This is a genomic window from Actinokineospora sp. HUAS TT18, assembly GCF_051364635.1.
Classification (GTDB): Bacteria; Actinomycetota; Actinomycetes; order Mycobacteriales; family Pseudonocardiaceae; genus Actinokineospora.
The window spans coordinates 5964765-5982006 of record NZ_CP195645.1 but is presented as its reverse complement, the minus strand read 5'-3'; the positions used below and the strand labels follow the sequence as shown (position 1 = coordinate 5982006).

Here is a 17242-nt window from a genome sequence, read left to right as displayed (position 1 = left end):
ATGTGACCGATGGACGACGAGAATTTTCTGGCCGACCGCTTCGAGGCCGACCGCGGCCATCTGCGCGCGGTGGCGTACCGGATGCTGGGGTCGCTGGCGGAGGCGGAGGACGCGGTCCAGGAGGCGTGGCTGCGCCTGAGCCGCAGCGACACCAGCGCGGTGGAGAACCTGAGCGGCTGGCTGACCACTGTGGTCGGTCGCGTTTGCCTGGACATGTTGCGCAGCCGCAAATCCCGCGACTCGCTGGAGTCGGCGGTGCCCGAGCCGATCGTCGCGGGCCCGGAGGAGCAGGCCGCGCTGGCCGACTCAGTGGGCCTCGCGCTGCTCGTGGTTTTGCAGGCCCTGACCCCCGCCGAGCGCCTCGCGTTCGTGCTGCACGACATGTTCGGCGTGAGCTTCGACGAGATCGCGCCCATCGTCGACCGCACCCCCGCGGCCACCCGCCAACTCGCCAGCCGGGCCCGCCGCCGCGTCCAGGGCACCCCGACGCCGGAGACCGACCTGAGCCGCCAGCGGCGCGTGGTCGAGGCGTTCATGGCGGCCTCGCGGGGCGGCAGCTTCGACGCGCTCGTCGCCGTCCTGGCGCCCGACGTCGTCCTGCGCGTGGACGGCGGCCTGCTGGCGCCGTCGAAGGTCGTCACTGGGGCGGCGAACGTGGCCAACAACGCGCTCATGTTCACCCGCTTCGCGCCGTACGCGCGGCTGGCGCTGGTGAACGGCGGGTTCGGGACGGTGACCGTGGTCGACGGGGAGCCGATCTCCGTGATGGGCTTCACGGTCGCGGGCGGTCAGGTGGTGGAGATCGACATCCTGTCCGACCCGGACCGCCTCAAGGCCATCGACCTGTCCGCGTTCGGCGGCTAGCGGCAGGTCTGGGGTGTTGCGGTCGCACTGTTCGTTTCCACGCGGGATTTGATCATGAAATCAGGACAGAAATCCCGGCGTGTCTTGATAACAGTTCGACAACGGCCGAAATCAGGTCGCGTCCGGGTCGAACGGGGGCTTCTCCCCCACCTGCTTCGGCTTCTCCGGCTCCGGGGCAGCGGGCAGAGCAGGCTGCGTGGGCTGGGGTGCGTAACCGTTGGGCTTGACGCCGTTGTCGCCGTCGCCGAAAAGGTGGGTGGCGACCATGGCCTTGGGGTCGAGGCTACGTAACTGGCGCAAGTCGTTCAGCGGTTTGCGCAGCTCGTCGTACTCCGGGCCGAGTTCGTTCTTGAGCTGGTCGCGGGCGCCGGTGGCGTACTCGCGGACCTTGCGCATGGTCTTGCCGACCCACGCGGCGGCGTCCGGGAGGCGTTCGGGGCCGAGGATGAACAGGCCGGCGACGCCGAGTACCAGGATCTCGGCCCAGCCGATGCTCTCGAACACCCTGCTTACCTCCGATTCAGACTGCTGCCATGCCAGGTTAGCCGGTCAATCTGACTGGAGGGTTACCTGAATGGTGAGCTCCTGCCCCTGCCTGGCCAACACGACCGGAACGGTCTGCCCCGGCTGGTGGGTGCGCACCGCGACCGTCAGTTCCGCGGCGTTGCGGACGTGGCGGTCGCCGACCTTGCGGATGACGTCGCCCTCGGCGATGCCGGCGCGGGCGGCGGCGCCGCCTTCGTTGACGTTGACGACCTGGGCGCCCTCCGCGGTCTCGGCGGACACCGAGCGGACGTTGGCGCCGAGGTCGGCGTGCTTGACCGAGCCGTCGCGGATGAGGGACTCGGCGATGCGCTTGGCGTCGTTCGACGGGATGGCGAAGCCGAGGCCGACGCTGCCGGTGTTGCCCTGGCCGCTGCTGCGGATCGCCGAGTTGATGCCGACGAGCGCGCCCGTCGAGTCGACCAGCGGGCCGCCGGAGTTGCCCTGGTTGATCGACGCGTCGGTCTGGATGGCGTCGTAGGTGATCGGGGACTGGCCGTTGTCGCCGCCCGCGACCACCGGCCGGTGCAGCGCGCTGACGATGCCCTCGGTGACCGTGTCGGTCAGGCCGAGTGGGGACCCGACGGCGATCACCGAGTCACCGACCTTCAGCTCGTCGGAGTTGCCGAACTGGAGAACCGTGGGGTTGTTGACGTCGACCTTGATCACGGCGAGGTCGGTCTTCGGGTCGATGCCGACGAGCTTGGCCTCGACGCGGCTGCCGTCGGTGAACACCGTGGTGATCTTGGCCTTCTCGTCGGCGCGGCCTTCGAGGGTGACGACGTGCCAGTTGGTGACGATGTAGCCCGCGCCGTCGATGAGCACGCCGGAGCCGGTGCCGCCGCCCTGTTCGAGCTTCACCTCGATGGATACCACGGCCGGGCGCACCCTGGCGGCGATGTCGGACACCGAGCCCGCCGGGCGCTCCTTGCCCGCCTCGGCCTGCGCGAGGGTGACGTCGCTGGTCAGCGCGTCGCCGCCGCGGGCGACGAGCCAGCCGACGAGGCCGCCTGCCGCGCCGATCAGCAGCGCGACCAAGCCGAGGATGCCCAGCGCGACGGGCTTGACCCGCCTGCCGAACAGCACCTCGGACACGCTGAGCAGGGCGCCGGGCGCGCGCTTGGCGGTCTTGGTGTCGGAGTCGTCGTCCCGGTCGAGCGCGGGCGGGCCGATGACGGCGCCCGCCGCCGGGTCGCGCCACGGGTCGGCGCTGTCCTCGGCCCACAGCGGGTCGTCGCCCGCCGCGGCACGCGCCGCGCCGGGGGGCCGCTGGAGGATGACGTCCTGCTGGCCCGCGGGCCTGCCGAAGGCGCTGACCAGCGCGTCCGGCGTGGGCGGGACGGAGTTGAGGGCGCCCAGCGCCGCCGGGGCGGCGGCCTTGGGCGAGAACGCGCCGTCGACACCGGAGGGCCTGCCGAACACCGCGGCGCTCGACGGGTCGACGGCGGGGCGGTCGAGCGGACGCGGACCCACGCGCTGGTGGGCCGGGATGAGCTGCGCGGCGGAGTCAGCCGAGCCGGGAACCGTGTCGCCCTGTCCCGCTCCGGGCGCGGCGGGCGGCGGGATCGACACGGTGCGCTCGGCGGCGTCGTCCGTGTCGGGGGTGGGCGTCGGGTTGTCGTTCATCGCTGTTCAGGATGCCTGGCCGACGGTTAAGTGGGCGTACTAGCGCGCGGACGCGGTTCCGAAGGTGGCGATCAGCGACTGGATCGGCTCGGACCCGACGAAACCCGCGGGCTCGACGTCGGCGCCGGTCGGGTCGGACCCTTCGGTGCCGGTGTTGACGAACGCGAGCGCGCCGAGCACCAGACCGGACACGACGACACCAGCGCCCTGCGCGGCGCGGCGGACCGGGTGGCGGCCGAGGACGGTGCGGCCCTCGCCGAGCTTCGGGGACGAGCCCAGGGGCGCGCTGCCGCCGAACGCGGCGCGGTCGGGCCGCTGGACGGCGACGAGTTGCCCGTCGGCGCTGACGGCGAGGCCGTCGGGCGTGGCGGGGAGCTCGACTTCCTGCGGGATGGCGCGCAGCGAGGCGAGAAGGCCCGCGGGCATCGATGGGGTGTCGGCGGACCGGACCGCGGCCCTGGCCTGGCGCTGGGCGTTGATGTCGGCGGCGCACCACGGGCAGCGGGCGAGGTGGGCGGTGACCCGGTCCACGACCGTGCGGGGCAGTTCACCGTCGACGAACGCGACGACCGCGTCGGGGAGCAGGTGCTGTTCGGGCAGCCCGAAGCTCATCGTGTCGACTCCACGAGCAGAGAGACGGTCATTACAGGGCCTCCTGGGCACGCTCGCGGCGGCGCTCGAGCGACGCGCGCAGGGCCTGGCGGCCCCGGTGGATCCTGCTGCGCACAGTACCCAGCTTCACCCCGAGGGTGGCGCCGATCTCCTCATAGGAGAGACCTTCGACGTCGCACAGCACGACCGCGGCCCGGAACTCCGGCGGCAGCTCGTCGAGCGCGGCCTGCAGGTCTGGGTCGAGATGGGTGTCGGAGTACACCTGTTCGGGACTCGGGTCGTCGCCCGCGAGCCGGTCGGTGTCCTCCGGGAGCCCCTCCATGCGCAGCCGCGAACGGCGGCGAGCCATGTCGAGGAACAGGTTGGTGGTGATGCGGTGCAGCCAGCCCTCGAACGTGCCGGGCTTGTAGGACGCGAGGGAGCGGAATACCCGGATGAAGGTTTCCTGCGTGAGGTCCTCGGCGTCGTGCGCGTTGCCGGTGAGGCGGTAGGCGAGGCGGTAGACCCGGTCGCCGTGTTCGCGCACGATCTCGTCCCAGGACGGCGGTGTCCAGCCCGAGTCGAGCCCGACGGGCGCGACCTCGACCGGCGTCATGGCTTGCGTCTGCATCGTGGGGATACGCACCTCCTGAAAGCTGTGTTGCCCACTGACTGACCCAACGCGTGTGTCGCCCACGTTGTTCCCCCTTCGCGACAGGTTCCCCGATACCGGCAAGAATGGAGTACCCCCATGTGGCGACCGTGAGAGTCGCCTGAGACGTGCCTGAGAAAACCGCGGTGAAAAACCAGTTGCGTGGTCTGCGGCAAGGTTCACCCGATTTTGGGACTTCCGTCGCTAGTCTGCGTTCCTGTGGGACCGGAAACCGTGGCCGACCTCAGCGAGTACGTCGAGGGCTTCCTCACCGAGGACGACTCGCTGACCTCGGCACGTGCGCGTGGGGTCAAGCTCGGCTGCGCCCCCGTCAGCCCCGCCACGGGCGCCGCGCTGCGGTTCCTGGCCACGGTCCTGCAGGCCAAGGCCGTGGTGGAGATCGGCACGGGCACCGGCGTCAGCGGCCTGTCCCTGCTGCGCGGCATGGCCCCCGACGGCGTCCTGACCTCGATCGACGTCGACCCGGAGAACCAGGCGTACGCCAAGCGCACCTTCAGCGAGGCGGGCGTCGCCCCCGGCCGCACCCGCCTGATCATGGGGCGCGCGCTGGACGTGCTGCCCAGGCTCACCGACGGCGGCTACGACCTGCTGTTCGCCGACGCGGCCACCCCGGAGTACCCGGCCTACGCGGAACAGGGCGTGCGGCTGCTGCGCCCGGGCGGCGTGCTGGCCTTCGACAACGTCGGCTCACTCGCGGACCCGAACCGGCAGGATCCGGAAGCGGCGGCTTTACGGGAGGTCGCCCGCGCCGTCCGCGACGACGACCGCCTGGTCCCGCTGCTGCTGCCGCTGGGCGGCTGCCTGCTCGTGGCGGCCAAGACCGCCTGAGCTAGAGGTTGTCGCTGCCCGTGCCGATGAAGAAGCCCACGCCACCGGCCGCGAGCAGGCCGAACAGCGTCACGATCAGTGCCCACTCGACCGAGCCGCCCGCGATGAACCAGGCGAGCACGCCGAACGGGAAGAACACGACCAGGCCGGACAAGATCCCCGCGACCGGGTGCGACGGCCGGCCGCTGCCCTTGGCGTCGCCCACCGGGGTCATCTGCCACACCTCGCGGTACGGGTCACGCGGCGGCTCGGTCATGTCCCCACGGTAGACGAGAGCACCGTCACCGCGTGGGGGATTCCGCCCGCACGCCCTTGCCCAACACGACCACGTCGCCCGCGCTCACCGTGTACTGCTCCCGGTCCGCCGCCAGGTCGACGCCGATCCGCGCCCCGTCGGCCACGACCACGTTCTTGTCGAGGATCGCCCGCCGCACCGTCGCGCCCTTGCCGACGCGGACCCCGGGGAGCAGGACACTGCCCTCGACCACCGCGCCGTCCTCGATCACCACGTCCGCGCTGATCACCGAGTCGATGACCGACGCCCCCGAGATGATCGACCCCGGGCCGACGATCGACTCGACCGCGGAGCCCGCGTTGACGAACTTGGCGGGCGGCAGCGGCGGCGTCGCGGTGCGGATGGGCCACTGCTGGTTGTAGAGGTTGAACACCGGGTGCACCGACACCAGGTCCTGGTGCGCCTCGTAGTAGGCGTCGAGGGTTCCGACGTCGCGCCAGTAGCCGCGGTCGCGTTCGGTGGCGCCGGGGACCTCGTTGTCGTCGAAGTCGTACACGTGGGCGGTGCCCGCGTCGACCAGCATGGGGATGATGTCGCCGCCCATGTCGTGCAGCGAGTCCGGGTTCGCCGCGTCGGCGCGCAGCGCGTCCAGCAGGGTCGGCGTGGAGAACAGGTAGTTGCCCATCGACGCGAAGGTCACGTCCGGGTCGTCGGGGACCGACGGCGGCTCGGCGGGCTTCTCCAGGAAGCGGGTGATCTTCCCGTCGGCGGACGCGTCGATGCAGCCGAACGCGCGGGCCTCGGCGCGCGGCACGCGGATACCCGCGACGGTCACCCCGGCGCCGGAGTCGACGTGCTGCTCGACCATCTGCCACGGGTCCATGCGGTAGACGTGGTCGGCGCCGAAGACCGCGATGTAGTCGGGGCGCTCGTCGTAGACGAGGTTGAGCGACTGGTAGATCGCGTCGGCGCTGCCGGTGTACCAGCGCGGGCCGAGCCGCTGCTGGGCGGGTACCGGCGTTATGTACTGCCCGAGCACGCTCGACAGCCGCCACGTGGTCGAGATGTGCTTGTCCAGCGAGTGCGACTTGTACTGGGTCAGCACGCAGAGCTGGTGGAACCCGCCGTTGACGAGGTTCGACAGCACGAAGTCGACTAGCCGGTAGTTGCCCCCGAAGGGGACAGCCGGCTTGGCGCGGTCGGCCGTCAGCGGCCAGAGCCGCTTCCCTTCGCCGCCCGCCAGCACAATGCCCAGAACGCGAGGCTGGCCCTTCACAGATCGACCCTAACCTCAACAGCCTGCGAGGACACGGCTACCCGCCCGCAGTTGACGCCACGTTCACCCATGCGCCGCAACCCGTTAGCCCGCCCATGCTCGCTACGGTGGTCGGTGTGCACATCGGTCTGCTGACTCGCGAGTACCCGCCGGAGGTCTACGGCGGCGCCGGGGTGCACGTGGGGGCGCTGGTCCCCCGCCTGCGGGGCCTGGTCGACGTCGACGTGCACCGCATCGGCGGCCCGCTGCCCGACACCACCGCCCACGAGCCGACCCCCGGGGTCAACCCGGCGCTGGGGATGATGGGCGCCGACCTGTCGATCGCCGCCGCCGCGGCCGGGCTCGACCTGGTCCACTCGCACACCTGGTACGCCAACCTCGCCGGGCACGTGGCCGGGCTGCTGCACGGCGTCCCGCACGTGATCACCGCGCACTCGCTCGAACCGCGCCGCCCGTGGAAGGCCGAGCAACTCGGCGGCGGCTACCGGCTGTCGTGCTGGATCGAGCGCACCGCCTACGAGAACGCCGACGCGATCATCGCCGTCAGCGACGGCATGCGCGCCGACGTGCTCGACTGCTACCCGCGGCTCGACCCGCGCCGCGTCCACGTGGTGCGCAACGGCATCGACACCGCCGAGTACCACCCGGTCGCCGAGACCGACGTGCTCGTCCGCGAGGGCATCGACCCGGCCAAGCCGATCGTGGTGTTCGTCGGCCGCGTCACCCGGCAGAAGGGCCTCGCGCATTTGATCGCCGCGGCCCACCGGATCGCCGACGCGCAGATCGTGCTGTGCGCGGGCGCCCCGGACACCCCGGAGATCGCCGCCGAGACCGCGGCCGCGGTCGCCGAGCTGGCGGCCCACCGCGCCGGGGTGTTCTGGATCCAGCGGATGCTCGACCGCGCCGACGTCCGTCAGCTGCTCAGCCACGCCACCGTGTTCGTCTGCCCGTCGGTCTACGAGCCGCTGGGGATCGTGAACCTGGAGGCGATGGCGTGCGGCACCGCGATCGTGGCCTCCGACGTCGGCGGTATCCCCGAGGTCGTCGCCGACGGCCACAACGGCCTGCTCGTCCACTACGACGAGGCCGACCCCGCCGCCTACCGCGCGGGCCTGGCCGACGCGGTCAACCGGCTGCTGGCCGACCCGGCGCGCGCGGCGGCGATGGGCGCGGCGGGGCGGGTCCGGGCCGAACGCGAGTTCGCCTGGTCGGCGGTGGCGGAGCGAACGGTCGCGGTCTACGAACAGGCGGTCGCTGAGAAAGCGATCAGGGACTGACACGTACTCTGTTCGGTGTGGAGGGTCGTGGGCGACTGGTCCGCTGGGTCGCCAGGAGTCGGGCGAGGTTCACCAAGTACACGGTGGCCTCGCTGGTCGCGACGGGCCTCAGCCAACTGGTCCTGTATGGGCTGTACTCGTCGGCGATGATGGACGCGGCCGCCGCGAGTGCCGTGGCGTTCGCCGCTGGCGCGGTCCCGCACTTCGTGATGATCCGCTGGTGGGCGTGGGGCCAGCGGGGCATGCCCCGGCTCACCAGGCAGGTCGTCGGCTACATCGTGGTCACCGCGCTGGGCGGCCTCGTGTCGGTCGCGCTGACGACCGCGGCCGACTGGGCGTTCCAACCGCTGGTGGCCGACCGCGGCTCGCGCACGCTGGTGCTGAACCTCGCCTACGTGCTGAGCGGGCTGCCCGTGTTCCTGGCGAAGTTCGCGTTCCTGGACCGGGTGTTCGCCCCCGGCTACTACGAGTACGCCGAGACGAACTCGACCAGGGTGCGCGCGGCGAACCCGGTGGCGCCGGGCACCACGTCGTCGTAAGGCTTCTCGGCGCGCGCCGGTCCGGCGATGTCCAGGTGCGCCCACGGCACGCCCGCGGTGAACTCGCGCAGGAACAGCGCCGCGGTGACGCCGCCCGGCCCAGGCGGGCACTGTCGGACGTCGGCGACCTCGCTGGCCACCGTGTCGGCGTACTCCTCCAGCAGCGGCATCCGCCAGAACGCCTCGCCGACGCGCGCCCCGGCCTCGATTAGCCGCTCGGCGACCGCGTCGTCGTCGGCGAACAGGCCCGCGATACGGGTGCCCAGACTCACCTTCATGGCGCCGGTCAGCGTCGCCACGTCGAGGATGACGTCGGGGCCGAGCGTGTCGGCGGCGTAGGCGATGGCGTCGGCCAGGACCATGCGGCCCTCGGCGTCGGTGTTGGTGACCTCGGTGGTCTTGCCGCCGTAGTGGCGGACGATGTCGCCGGGGCGGTAGGCCGAGCCGGAGACGTGGTTCTCGGCCATCGGCACCAGGCCAGTGACGCGCACGGGCAGGCCGAGCCTGCCGATGGCGATCATCGCCGCGATCACGGCGGCGCCACCGGACATGTCGGTCTTCATCAGGTGCATGCCCTCGGCGGGCTTGATCGAGATGCCGCCGGTGTCGAACGTGATGCCCTTGCCGACCAGCACGACGTGCGGGCCCTTGACGCCCTCGGGCGCCCAGGTCAGCTCCAGCAGGCGCGGCGGCCGGTCGGAGCCGCCGCCGACGGCGAGCACGCCGCCGAAGCCGTGCTTGGCCAGCCACTTCTCGTCGCGGATCTCCGCGCCGAGGCCCTTGACCTTGCCCGCGGCCTTCGCCCCGGTCTTGGCCAGCCAGGCCGGGTCCTTCACGTTGGACGGCGAGTTCGCCAGGTCGCGGGCGAAGGACGTGGCCGCGGCCAGCGTCACCGCCTTGGCGACAGCCGCGTCGACACCGGCCTTGCGGTCGCCGGGCACGATCAGCCGGATCGCGCGCACCCGCGGCTTGGGTTCCTCGGCGGTGACCTTGAACCGGTAGCCGCCGAGCAGCGCGCCGCGGACGAACTCGGCGATGTCGGCGTCACCGGCGTCCTCTGGCAGCTCGACCTGCAGGCCGCGCGCGGGCGCCGGGGTGTCGCTGTCGAGGGTGTTCTCGGCGGCCTTGACGAGCGCGGTGCCCGCCGACCGCCACTGCCGTGCCTCGCCGTCGCCGAGGCCGACGACCCAGCGGACACCGGAGTCGACCGGTCCCGGCTGGGTCTCGCCCGCCGACCCGGTGAGCCGCACCGAGTCGATCCAGGCTTCGCTCAGGCCGTCCCCGCCGGGGCCGAACACCGGCGGACCGTCGGCCGCGCCGCGGCTGAGGACCACGAGCGGGACGCCGTCGCGCCTGCTCGCGGTCACCTCCACGTCGGGCAGCGTCGTCGGCAGGGTCGGCACCGGCGTGGACAAGCATTCCTCCGAATGGATCACTGAGGCCCTTGTGGGGCCGGGGTTGTGCGGTGGGGGAAGATCAGCCCGCGGCGACCTTGAGCGCGTCGCCGAGGTCGCTGGCCTCCTCGGGCGTCATCTCGACCACGAGGCGTCCACCGCCCTCCAGCGGGACGCGCATCACGATGCCCCGACCCTCCTTAGTCACCTCGAGGGGACCGTCTCCGGTCCGGGGCTTCATGGCCGCCATAGCGTGCTCCCTCCGTCATAGCCTGCCTACCCGCCCGAGATGAATCGGCCGAGTCGGTGACATTCTCCCCCATCCGGTCGCGGCGGTGAAATCGAACCGATCATCGCGTGTCGTATGACCGGCCACGATAGGTGGCGCGTGCCCCATTCGGACTGACAGACTCCGACGTCGTGCGCGCCCGTTCGGCCCTATTCGACGTCTATGGCGGCTACCTGCGCGGGCGTGGCGGCGCCGCGGCGATCGCCGCGCTCGTCCGTCTGCTGGAGCCGCTGGACTTCGGCGCGCCCGCGATCCGCACCGCCGTGTCCCGCATGGTCCGGCAGGGCTGGCTCACCCCGGTGCGCCTGCCCGAAGGGCCCGGCTACGCGCTGACCCCGCGCGCGGAGCGGCGGCTGGACGAGGCGGGCGCGCGGATCTACCGCACCGGCCCGTCCACTTGGGACGGCCGCTGGCACGTCGTGGTGCTGGAGGAACTGCCTGGTCGGGGTGAGCGCGACCGGCTGGCCTCGTCGCTGCGGCTACTCGGCTACGGCCCGCTCGGCAGCACCACGTGGGTCTCACCGCGGCCGTCGCCCGAGCTGGCCGAGGTGCTGGGCGAGGTGCGGGCGCGGGTGTTCCACGGCGCCCACGACGGCCCGGACGCCGAGCTGGCCGCGCAGGCGTGGGACCTCGACGAGCTGGGCGCGGACTACACCGCGTTCGTGGCGGCGTGGACGCCGGTCATGGCCGCGGTCGACGGGTCGGACCCGGCTGCGGCGTTCGCTTCGTCACAGCGGCTGCTGCACGCGTGGCGCAAGTTCCTGTTCCGCGACCCCGGCCTGCCCGTGGAGCTGCTGCCGGAGGGCTGGCCGGGCACGGCGGCCGCGGAGTTCTTCGACCGGCACACGGCCCGGCTGGCGCCCGCTGTGACGCGTTTTCTCGACGCGTGTCTCAGCGGAGGTGGTAAGCAGAGGTCCACTGCTTAGCTGTCTGAAAGGTAGGCGCTCGTGTCGACGCTGTTGATCGAGGATGTGGACGGGGTCCGGACGCTCACGTTGAACCGGCCCGACGCGTTCAACTCGCTGACCGTCGAGCTGAAGGAGGCGCTGCTCGCGGCGCTGGAGGCGGCCGCCGGCGACGACTCGGTGCGCGCGATCGTGCTGACAGGCGCGGGCAAGGCGTTCTGCGCGGGGCAGGACCTCAAGGAGCACATGGCGCTGCTGGCCGCGAACGACCCGGCCCCGCTGGCGACCGTGGAGAAGCACTACAACCCGATCGTGACGGCGATCACGTCGATGCCGAAGCCGGTGATCGCGGCGGTCAACGGCATGGCGGCGGGCGCGGGCGCGTCGTTCGCCTACGCGTGCGACCTGCGGATCGTGGCGTCGTCGGCGAAGTTCCTCATGGCCTTCGCCAACGTCGGCCTGACGGCGGACTCGGGCGCGGCGTGGACGCTGCCGCGGCTGATCGGCTACGGCCGGGCCATGGAGATGATGCTGCTGGCCAAGCCGGTCGACGCCGAGGAGGCGCTGCGGATCGGCATGGTCACCCAGGTCGTGGCACCCGAGGACGTCCTTTCGACCGCGCGGGCGCTGGCCTCGACGATGGCCGCGGGGCCGACCACGGCCTACGCCAAGATCAAGGAGGCCATGCTGGCCTCCGCGGCGGGCTCGCTGTCCGACGGCCTGGCCGTCGAGGGGCGCACCCAGGCCGAGGCCGGGCAGACGGCCGACCACCGCGAGGCCGTGGACGCGTTCGTGGCGAAGCGGAAGCCGGACTTCAGCGGGAAGTAGCGCGCCAGCAGGTCGCCACGTGGTCGTCGACCATGCCGGTGGCCTGCATCAGCGCGTAGCACGTGGTCGGGCCGACGAAGGCGAACCCGCGCTTCTTCAGCTCCTTGGCCATGGCCTTCGACTCGTCGGTGACGGCGGGGACGTCGGCCATGGTCGCGGGGCGGGGCCGCGGGCCGGGCGCGAACGACCACAGGAGTTCGTCGAGCGGGCGGTCCAGCTCAAGGATCGCCCGCGCGTTGCGGATGGTGGCGTCGATCTTGGCGCGGTTGCGGACGATGCCCGCGTCGGCCATCAGCCGGGCCACGTCGGCGTCGCCGAAGCCCGCGACGAGTTCTGGGACGAAGCCCGCGAACGCGGCGCGGAAGGACTCGCGCTTGCGCAGGATCGTGATCCACGACAGGCCGGACTGGAACGCCTCCAGGCTGACCCGCTCGAACATGGCGTCCCGCCCGCGCAGCGGCACACCCCACTCATCGTCGTGGTAGGCGGCGTATTCCGGGGTCGAGTCGCCCCAGGCGCAGCGCGGACGGTCGATCACGCGCGTGCCTCGGCGAGGCGGGCGAACCGGCGCAGCGAGTGGCGGACGCCGACCCGGAAGGCCACGCCGCCGAGCCGCCAACCGAGGCCGATCAGCGGTCCGCCTTCGAGGTGTTCCTCCCAGACCAATGTGGAGCCCGCGCCGCGCGGGCGGACCTCGAACACGCCGGTGCCGCGCACGATCCGGCCGGTGTGGCGGACCTCGCAGCGCGTCGGCGGGTCCCAGGCGGTGATCTCCATGGTGTCAGTGAACCCGAGGGGACCGACACCGGTGAACGCCGACAGCGCCGAGCCGATCCCGCGACCGTCGCCGCCGACGACCTTCACCGTCGTGCCGAGCATCCACTCACCCTGACCCGGCCAGTCGGTGATCGCCGCCCAGGTCACCTCGACCGGCGCGGCGACGTCGACCCGCTCGACGACGTCGATCACGAAGCGTCGGCGGGCCTCTGGGCGGCCTCAAGATCGGCCACGCGGGCACGCAGGTCGTCGAGCTCGTCACCGACGCGGCGCAGCACCCAGTCGACCTCGGTCATCTTGTAGCCGCGGAAGACGAGCTGGAAGCGCACTGACCGCAGGTCGTCACCGGTGACGTCGGTGGCGGGCAGCCGGGTCGGCGACGCGCCGGGCGGCAGGGCGGGCAGTTCCTCGCCGCGACCGAACACGACGGACACGAGCAGGAACACCACCCCCGCGACGAGCATCATCACGACGAGGTAAAGCAGCGCGGTGGTCACGGGTGGATCGTGTCACGACCCACGTGACCCGGAAAGCCAACCGGCGAAATCGACCAACGCCGCGCCCGGAATGGCTCGCTCCGCCTACAAAAACGCCGACAGGCGGGGGTCCGCGAACGGACCCCCGCCCGCCGCCGGGGCAGGTCAGCAGGAGTGCTGAGTGATGAACGCCGTCTCGTTGTTGTGGATCTGGTGCCAGTCGTCGTCCCACTCGACGAACGGGTACCGGTAGCCGAGGCCCTCCACGTACCCGGCCATCCAGCACCCGTGTCCGACGTAGAACCCGTCCACGTCGATGCCGTTGCCGCCGAGCGACGACCACCCCGCGACCCACCAGTCGCCCGTGCCGCGCTTCGGCCAGTCGATGGTCGCGCTGAAGCCGCGTCCGGTGGCGTTGACGACCCGGCCGCAGATGTCCGGCCACCAGCACCCACCCAGCACGCCTGCCTCACCCGTCGGCGCGGCCGGGGCGGCGGGCGCGGCCGTCGCGGCGGTCGCGGTCACCGCGGCGGGCACCAGCAGCGTCACCGCCATCCCCACGACGAGCGCGGCTCTCCGGAGTTGTCCGATCATGCTCTTCCCCCTTCTCACCGGCCCCGCCGCGGGCTGCCGCGAGGCGCAGGGCCCTGTCTAGCCCGCCCCGCGTTGTCCGGCCCGGGTCCGGGAGCACCGGACGTCAATCCCCGGACAGGTGAAATCGGGTTGCGGCGGACAACGCCGCCGACGACCCTGCGCCCATGGGGATGGAAACGCGACAGTTGACCGCCGACGACTGGGCTGAGCTGCGGGCAGTGCGCCTCGAAGCCCTCGCGGACACGCCCTCCGCCTTCGGTTCGACCCTGGCCCGCGAGCTCGCGTTCGACGAGGAGCGCTGGCGCGGCTGGCCGGTCAAGCACGGTCTCTTCATGACCTGGGTCGACGGCGAGCCGGTCGCCATCGCGGGTGGCATACCGGAGCCGGGCGGGGTCGAACTGGTCGCCGTCTGGGCCAGTCCCGCCTCCAGGGGAACCGGAGCGGGGGCGGCCGTCGTCCAAGCGGTGATCGACTGGGCTCGGGACCGCGAGGCGAAGAGGGTGACGGCATGGGCGGTGGAGGACAACGAGCGGGCGCTGCGGTTCTACCGCAAGCTCGGCTTCACCCTGACCGGCCGCGACGACGTCCACCCGCACGACGCTCGCCTGCGCGAGCTGGAGATGGAGCTGTCCCTACGGGCCTGAGACCCCGGACGGCTGGGTGCGCACCACGTTGACGATCACGAAGATCGGCCGGGAACCGGGCAGCACCACCCGGTCCTGGTCGTCGACCATCTTGTAGTCGACCTTGCAGATCCCCGGCTCCGAGGCCGCGACGATGATCGCGGTGACCCGGACCCGGTCGCCCGGCGGCGTCGTGCCGACCGGCACCCGCTCCGGGCTCTGGCAGCCGCCGACCGTCGACTCGCGCCGCATCGCGCGGCCGCGCCACAGCTCGGTGCCGCCGTTCTCGATCTCCCACACCTTGGGGAAGGTCTCGTTGACCTCGACCTCCGTGCCGTCGGGCACGGTGACGTCGGCGATGAACCGGCTGAAGTCACCGGAGTACAGCGGGTCGTACGGCGATTTCTGGAAGTAGTAGACGGCGAATCCCGCCACCGCGGCGACCACACACCCGGCCGCGATGATCATTCGGCCGCGCGTCCACCACGCCTTTTTCGCCGTGACCCGCTCGACGACCCGGACCACTTCCTCGCGCAATGGCGCGATCTGCTCATCCGGCGACAAAGCGCCTTTCACCGCGAGCCATTTGGCCCGCCATTCGCGTTCGTCCGCGCCGCACACCTTGACGAATTCCCGGGTCGTCTCCCACGATGGGAAACGGCTTCCGCCCGCCGCCTCGTGCAGCGTTGTGTGCGAGATAACACCGGAAACTCCGGCCATCTTCCGGAATGACGGGGTGCCCACGGACACCCGCAGATCGCGCAGCTCCCCGGCGAAACCGGCGATCAAGCCGCGCCGCGTGTCCTCGTCAGCCGCCTGTCCTGCCACGATGACCGACCCCCTTGTCAGACCTGTTGTCAGGGCTTGTCAGAGCGCGTAAGCGGCTACCGGACAACCCCAGCGGCGGCCCATCGTAGGGCCATGCCCCGGAACCGAGAAGGCGACCCGGGCCTGCCTGAATCACACGAGGGAGCAACCAGGTGAAATCCATCAAGACCATGGGGGCCGCGCTGGCCGCGGCGAGTGTGCTGACACTCACCGCGTGCGGATCCCCCGCGGAGAACACCGCCGCGGAGAACACCTCCGCCGCGGAAAGCACGGAAATCATCATCAGCGGCGAGAACATCTCCGACACCGCGCCGGGGAACGCCGCCAGCGATGAGGCCGAAGAGGTCACCCTGGAAGGCGGGGAACTGAATTCGGCGATGGGGCCGAAATCGTTCCCGGCGAAGGTCGCGATCAACGGCCGAAAGAAGAAGGGCGACGCGGCGAACGCGCCCGGCTCGAAATTCGACGCCTACAAGGCGGGCCAGATGGTGCCCGTCAAGTGCCAGTCGAGTGTCGGCAGCGAGATCTGGGACTACACCACCGACGGCTGGTGGGTGCCGGACAAGTACGTCAAGACCGGCACCGACGGCTACGCCCCGGGTGTCGCGCGCTGCGGCGGCGGGGGTGGCGGCGGCGGTGGCGGCTCCAGCGCCGACGACCCGCGCGCCAAGGAGGCCATCGCGTTCGCGCGGGCCAGGCTCGGCGCCACCGACTGGAACAACCAGTGCGAGCTGTTCGTCGAGCGCGCCTTCGGCACCTCGGGCCGCCAGGCCTCGGCGTGGACGCACTACCAGTGGCAGAAGAACGCGGGCCGCATCCACACCGGCTCGGTGCCGCCCGCCGGGACCGCGGTGTTCTTCCGCAGCAACTCCAAGTGGGGCCACGTGATGCTCTCGATCGGCGACAACAAGGCGATCAGCACCGGGCCGAAGGTCTACCAGGACAACCACTTCCGCAACCGCTCCGACTACCTCGGCTGGGCCTACGTGCCCTCCGACTGGTGATTGAGGATTCCCTGAACATGCGTATCAAGATCCTTACCGCGCTGATCGCGGGCAGCTTCGCCCTGACCGCCTGCGGCTCGCCCACCCCCGAGCCCGCCCCCGCGGCCGCCGCGGACGACTCGGGCGTGGAGTTCACCGCCGACGACTTCGAGCTCGACCCGGCCATCGCGCCGAAGGGCTACCCGGCGAAGGTCGACATCAACGGCCGCAAGAAGAAGGGCCAGGACGCCAACGCGCCCGGCCACAAGTACAACGCCTACAAGAAGGGCGACCTGGTCCCGGTCAAGTGCCAGTCCAGCTCAGGAGGGGAGATCTGGGACTACACGACCGAGGGCTGGTGGGTGCCGGACAAGTACGTCAAGACCGGCACCGACGGCTGGGCGCCCGGCGTGCCGCGCTGCGGCGACGAGACCTCCGACGGCGGCGGCAAGAAGGTCCACGGCCGCAACAACGGCCCGGCGGGCCCGAAGACCGGCACCCGCGCCGAGAAGATCAAGCGCGTCATCGACGCGGCGAAGTCGCAGATGGGCAAGGGCTACCTGTACTCGTGGGGCGGCGGCGGCAAGGGCGGCCCGTCCTACGGCGTCGAGCACCACGTCCGCGAGGGCGGCGACGACTACTACCGCTACGGCTACGACTGCTCCGGCTTCACCCTGTACGCGTTCTGGAAGGGCGCCGGGATCGACATCGGCCCCAACACCACCGCGCAGTACAAGGCGGGCAAGCAGGTGCCGCTCACGCAGCTCGAACCGGGTGACCTGATCTTCTGGGGCAACGGCGACAACGCCGAGAGCACCACCCACGTGGCGATCTTCCTCGGCGGCGGCAAGCTGCTGGAGGCCTCGTGGCCGCGCGACGCGAACAGCGTGCGGATCAAGGACCTCTACGGCCAGGGCAGCTGGACCGCCCACGCGATCCGGGTGATCTGAGTCCGGACGGCCCCGCCCCGTGGGGCGGGGCCTTTCGGCGTAGCGAGCTGGTCCAGATTGCGCGGAACGGCCGTATCCGAAGTGGATCGCGGCACCCTAAACTTCGTCCCGTTGTGTCAACTCTCCACCAAGTGTGACGACTT

22 protein-coding genes are annotated in these 17242 nt (G+C 71.5%); 9 read left to right on the top strand and 13 right to left on the bottom strand.

From position 1 onward, the window contains the following. The first annotated feature begins 9 nt into the window (after window positions 1-9). The gene (locus ACSHT8_RS27830; RefSeq protein WP_436493902.1) at window positions 10-864 is read left to right on the top strand and encodes a sigma-70 family RNA polymerase sigma factor; all 855 of its coding nucleotides are present in this window, start codon (window positions 10-12) and stop codon (window positions 862-864) included. Between the two features lie 111 nt (window positions 865-975). Here the strand turns inward: ACSHT8_RS27830 and tatB are convergent, their stop codons facing one another. Genes tatB through sigE form a run of 4 tightly spaced genes read right to left on the bottom strand, consistent with a single transcriptional unit; the run spans window position 976 to window position 4255 of the window. Further along, a complete protein-coding gene (tatB, locus tag ACSHT8_RS27825; protein ID WP_436493900.1) occupies window positions 976-1368 on the bottom strand; it encodes a Sec-independent protein translocase protein TatB in 393 nt (130 codons plus the stop codon). Window positions 1369-1413: 45 nt separating this feature from the next. Then, on the bottom strand, window positions 1414-3033 hold the full coding sequence (locus tag ACSHT8_RS27820) for a S1C family serine protease (protein ID WP_436493898.1): 1620 nt from the start codon (window positions 3031-3033) through the stop codon (window positions 1414-1416). Between the two features lie 39 nt (window positions 3034-3072). Beyond that, the gene (locus tag ACSHT8_RS27815) at window positions 3073-3645 is read right to left on the bottom strand and encodes an anti-sigma factor family protein (protein WP_436493896.1); all 573 of its coding nucleotides are present in this window, start codon (window positions 3643-3645) and stop codon (window positions 3073-3075) included. Window positions 3646-3676: 31 nt separating this feature from the next. Beyond that, window positions 3677-4255, bottom strand: coding sequence for an RNA polymerase sigma factor SigE (gene sigE, locus ACSHT8_RS27810; protein WP_436502202.1), 579 nt, complete (start codon window positions 4253-4255; stop codon window positions 3677-3679). Between the two features lie 240 nt (window positions 4256-4495). Between sigE and ACSHT8_RS27805 the strand changes: the two genes are divergently transcribed. Further along, on the top strand, window positions 4496-5125 hold the full coding sequence (locus tag ACSHT8_RS27805) for an O-methyltransferase (RefSeq protein ID WP_436493894.1): 630 nt from the start codon (window positions 4496-4498) through the stop codon (window positions 5123-5125). A gap of 1 nt (window position 5126) precedes the next feature. On the opposite strand, the gene ACSHT8_RS27800 is transcribed toward ACSHT8_RS27805, so the two are convergent. Together ACSHT8_RS27800 and glgC are read right to left on the bottom strand one after the other, a co-directional pair. Further along, complete coding sequence (locus ACSHT8_RS27800) at window positions 5127-5381, bottom strand: hypothetical protein (protein ID WP_436493892.1); 255 nt, start codon at window positions 5379-5381, stop codon at window positions 5127-5129. A gap of 25 nt (window positions 5382-5406) precedes the next feature. After that, a complete protein-coding gene (glgC, locus tag ACSHT8_RS27795) occupies window positions 5407-6636 on the bottom strand; it encodes a glucose-1-phosphate adenylyltransferase (protein ID WP_436493890.1) in 1230 nt (409 codons plus the stop codon). 116 nt (window positions 6637-6752) lie between these two features. Between glgC and glgA the strand changes: the two genes are divergently transcribed. Both glgA and ACSHT8_RS27785 read left to right on the top strand, forming a co-directional pair. After that, entirely contained in the window at window positions 6753-7913 is a 1161-nt protein-coding gene (gene glgA / locus ACSHT8_RS27790; RefSeq protein WP_436502201.1) for a glycogen synthase, read from the top strand. A 17-nt stretch (window positions 7914-7930) separates the two neighbouring features. Next, a complete protein-coding gene (locus tag ACSHT8_RS27785) occupies window positions 7931-8452 on the top strand; it encodes a GtrA family protein (RefSeq protein ID WP_436493888.1) in 522 nt (173 codons plus the stop codon). Here ACSHT8_RS27785 and ACSHT8_RS27780 read toward each other — a convergent pair. Further along, window positions 8377-9867, bottom strand: coding sequence for a leucyl aminopeptidase (locus ACSHT8_RS27780; protein WP_436493886.1), 1491 nt, complete (start codon window positions 9865-9867; stop codon window positions 8377-8379). The two genes, ACSHT8_RS27785 and ACSHT8_RS27780, sit on opposite strands and share 76 nt — an antisense overlap. A gap of 61 nt (window positions 9868-9928) precedes the next feature. Then, on the bottom strand, window positions 9929-10096 hold the full coding sequence (locus ACSHT8_RS27775; protein WP_091378352.1) for a DUF3117 domain-containing protein: 168 nt from the start codon (window positions 10094-10096) through the stop codon (window positions 9929-9931). Window positions 10097-10266: 170 nt separating this feature from the next. Between ACSHT8_RS27775 and ACSHT8_RS27770 the strand changes: the two genes are divergently transcribed. After that, the gene (locus tag ACSHT8_RS27770; RefSeq protein WP_436493883.1) at window positions 10267-11061 is read left to right on the top strand and encodes a PaaX family transcriptional regulator; all 795 of its coding nucleotides are present in this window, start codon (window positions 10267-10269) and stop codon (window positions 11059-11061) included. Between the two features lie 21 nt (window positions 11062-11082). Beyond that, window positions 11083-11868 carry an enoyl-CoA hydratase-related protein gene (locus ACSHT8_RS27765; RefSeq protein ID WP_436493881.1) on the top strand — a complete coding sequence of 262 codons (786 nt, stop codon included), beginning with the start codon at window positions 11083-11085 and terminating at the stop codon, window positions 11866-11868. Here the strand turns inward: ACSHT8_RS27765 and ACSHT8_RS27760 are convergent. The 4 genes from ACSHT8_RS27760 to ACSHT8_RS27745 form a co-directional block, all read right to left on the bottom strand. Further along, window positions 11855-12406 carry a DNA-3-methyladenine glycosylase I gene (locus tag ACSHT8_RS27760; protein ID WP_436493879.1) on the bottom strand — a complete coding sequence of 184 codons (552 nt, stop codon included), beginning with the start codon at window positions 12404-12406 and terminating at the stop codon, window positions 11855-11857. The genes ACSHT8_RS27765 and ACSHT8_RS27760 overlap by 14 nt on opposite strands. Beyond that, window positions 12403-12837 (bottom strand): SRPBCC family protein, encoded by a 435-nt coding sequence (locus tag ACSHT8_RS27755; protein ID WP_436493877.1) that lies wholly within the window; start codon window positions 12835-12837, stop codon window positions 12403-12405. The genes ACSHT8_RS27760 and ACSHT8_RS27755 overlap by 4 nt, the downstream gene beginning before the upstream one ends. After that, window positions 12834-13142, bottom strand: a complete 309-nt coding sequence (locus tag ACSHT8_RS27750) for a DivIVA domain-containing protein (RefSeq protein WP_436493875.1) — start codon at window positions 13140-13142, stop codon at window positions 12834-12836. Before ACSHT8_RS27750 ends, ACSHT8_RS27755 begins: the two co-directional genes overlap by 4 nt. Before the next feature lie 144 nt (window positions 13143-13286). After that, window positions 13287-13715 carry a hypothetical protein gene (locus ACSHT8_RS27745; protein WP_436493873.1) on the bottom strand — a complete coding sequence of 143 codons (429 nt, stop codon included), beginning with the start codon at window positions 13713-13715 and terminating at the stop codon, window positions 13287-13289. A 164-nt stretch (window positions 13716-13879) separates the two neighbouring features. Between ACSHT8_RS27745 and ACSHT8_RS27740 the strand changes: the two genes are divergently transcribed. Then, window positions 13880-14359 carry an N-acetyltransferase family protein gene (locus tag ACSHT8_RS27740; protein WP_436493871.1) on the top strand — a complete coding sequence of 160 codons (480 nt, stop codon included), beginning with the start codon at window positions 13880-13882 and terminating at the stop codon, window positions 14357-14359. Here the strand turns inward: ACSHT8_RS27740 and ACSHT8_RS27735 are convergent. Next, window positions 14348-15166, bottom strand: coding sequence for an NBR1-Ig-like domain-containing protein (locus ACSHT8_RS27735; protein ID WP_436493869.1), 819 nt, complete (start codon window positions 15164-15166; stop codon window positions 14348-14350). The two genes, ACSHT8_RS27740 and ACSHT8_RS27735, sit on opposite strands and share 12 nt — an antisense overlap. A gap of 152 nt (window positions 15167-15318) precedes the next feature. Here ACSHT8_RS27735 and ACSHT8_RS27730 point away from each other — a divergent pair, with 152 nt between their 5' ends. Both ACSHT8_RS27730 and ACSHT8_RS27725 read left to right on the top strand, forming a co-directional pair. Further along, entirely contained in the window at window positions 15319-16170 is an 852-nt protein-coding gene (locus ACSHT8_RS27730; RefSeq protein WP_436493867.1) for an NlpC/P60 family protein, read from the top strand. Window positions 16171-16187: 17 nt separating this feature from the next. Continuing rightward, window positions 16188-17099 carry a C40 family peptidase gene (locus ACSHT8_RS27725; protein WP_436493865.1) on the top strand — a complete coding sequence of 304 codons (912 nt, stop codon included), beginning with the start codon at window positions 16188-16190 and terminating at the stop codon, window positions 17097-17099. The last annotated feature ends 143 nt before the right edge of the window (window positions 17100-17242 follow it).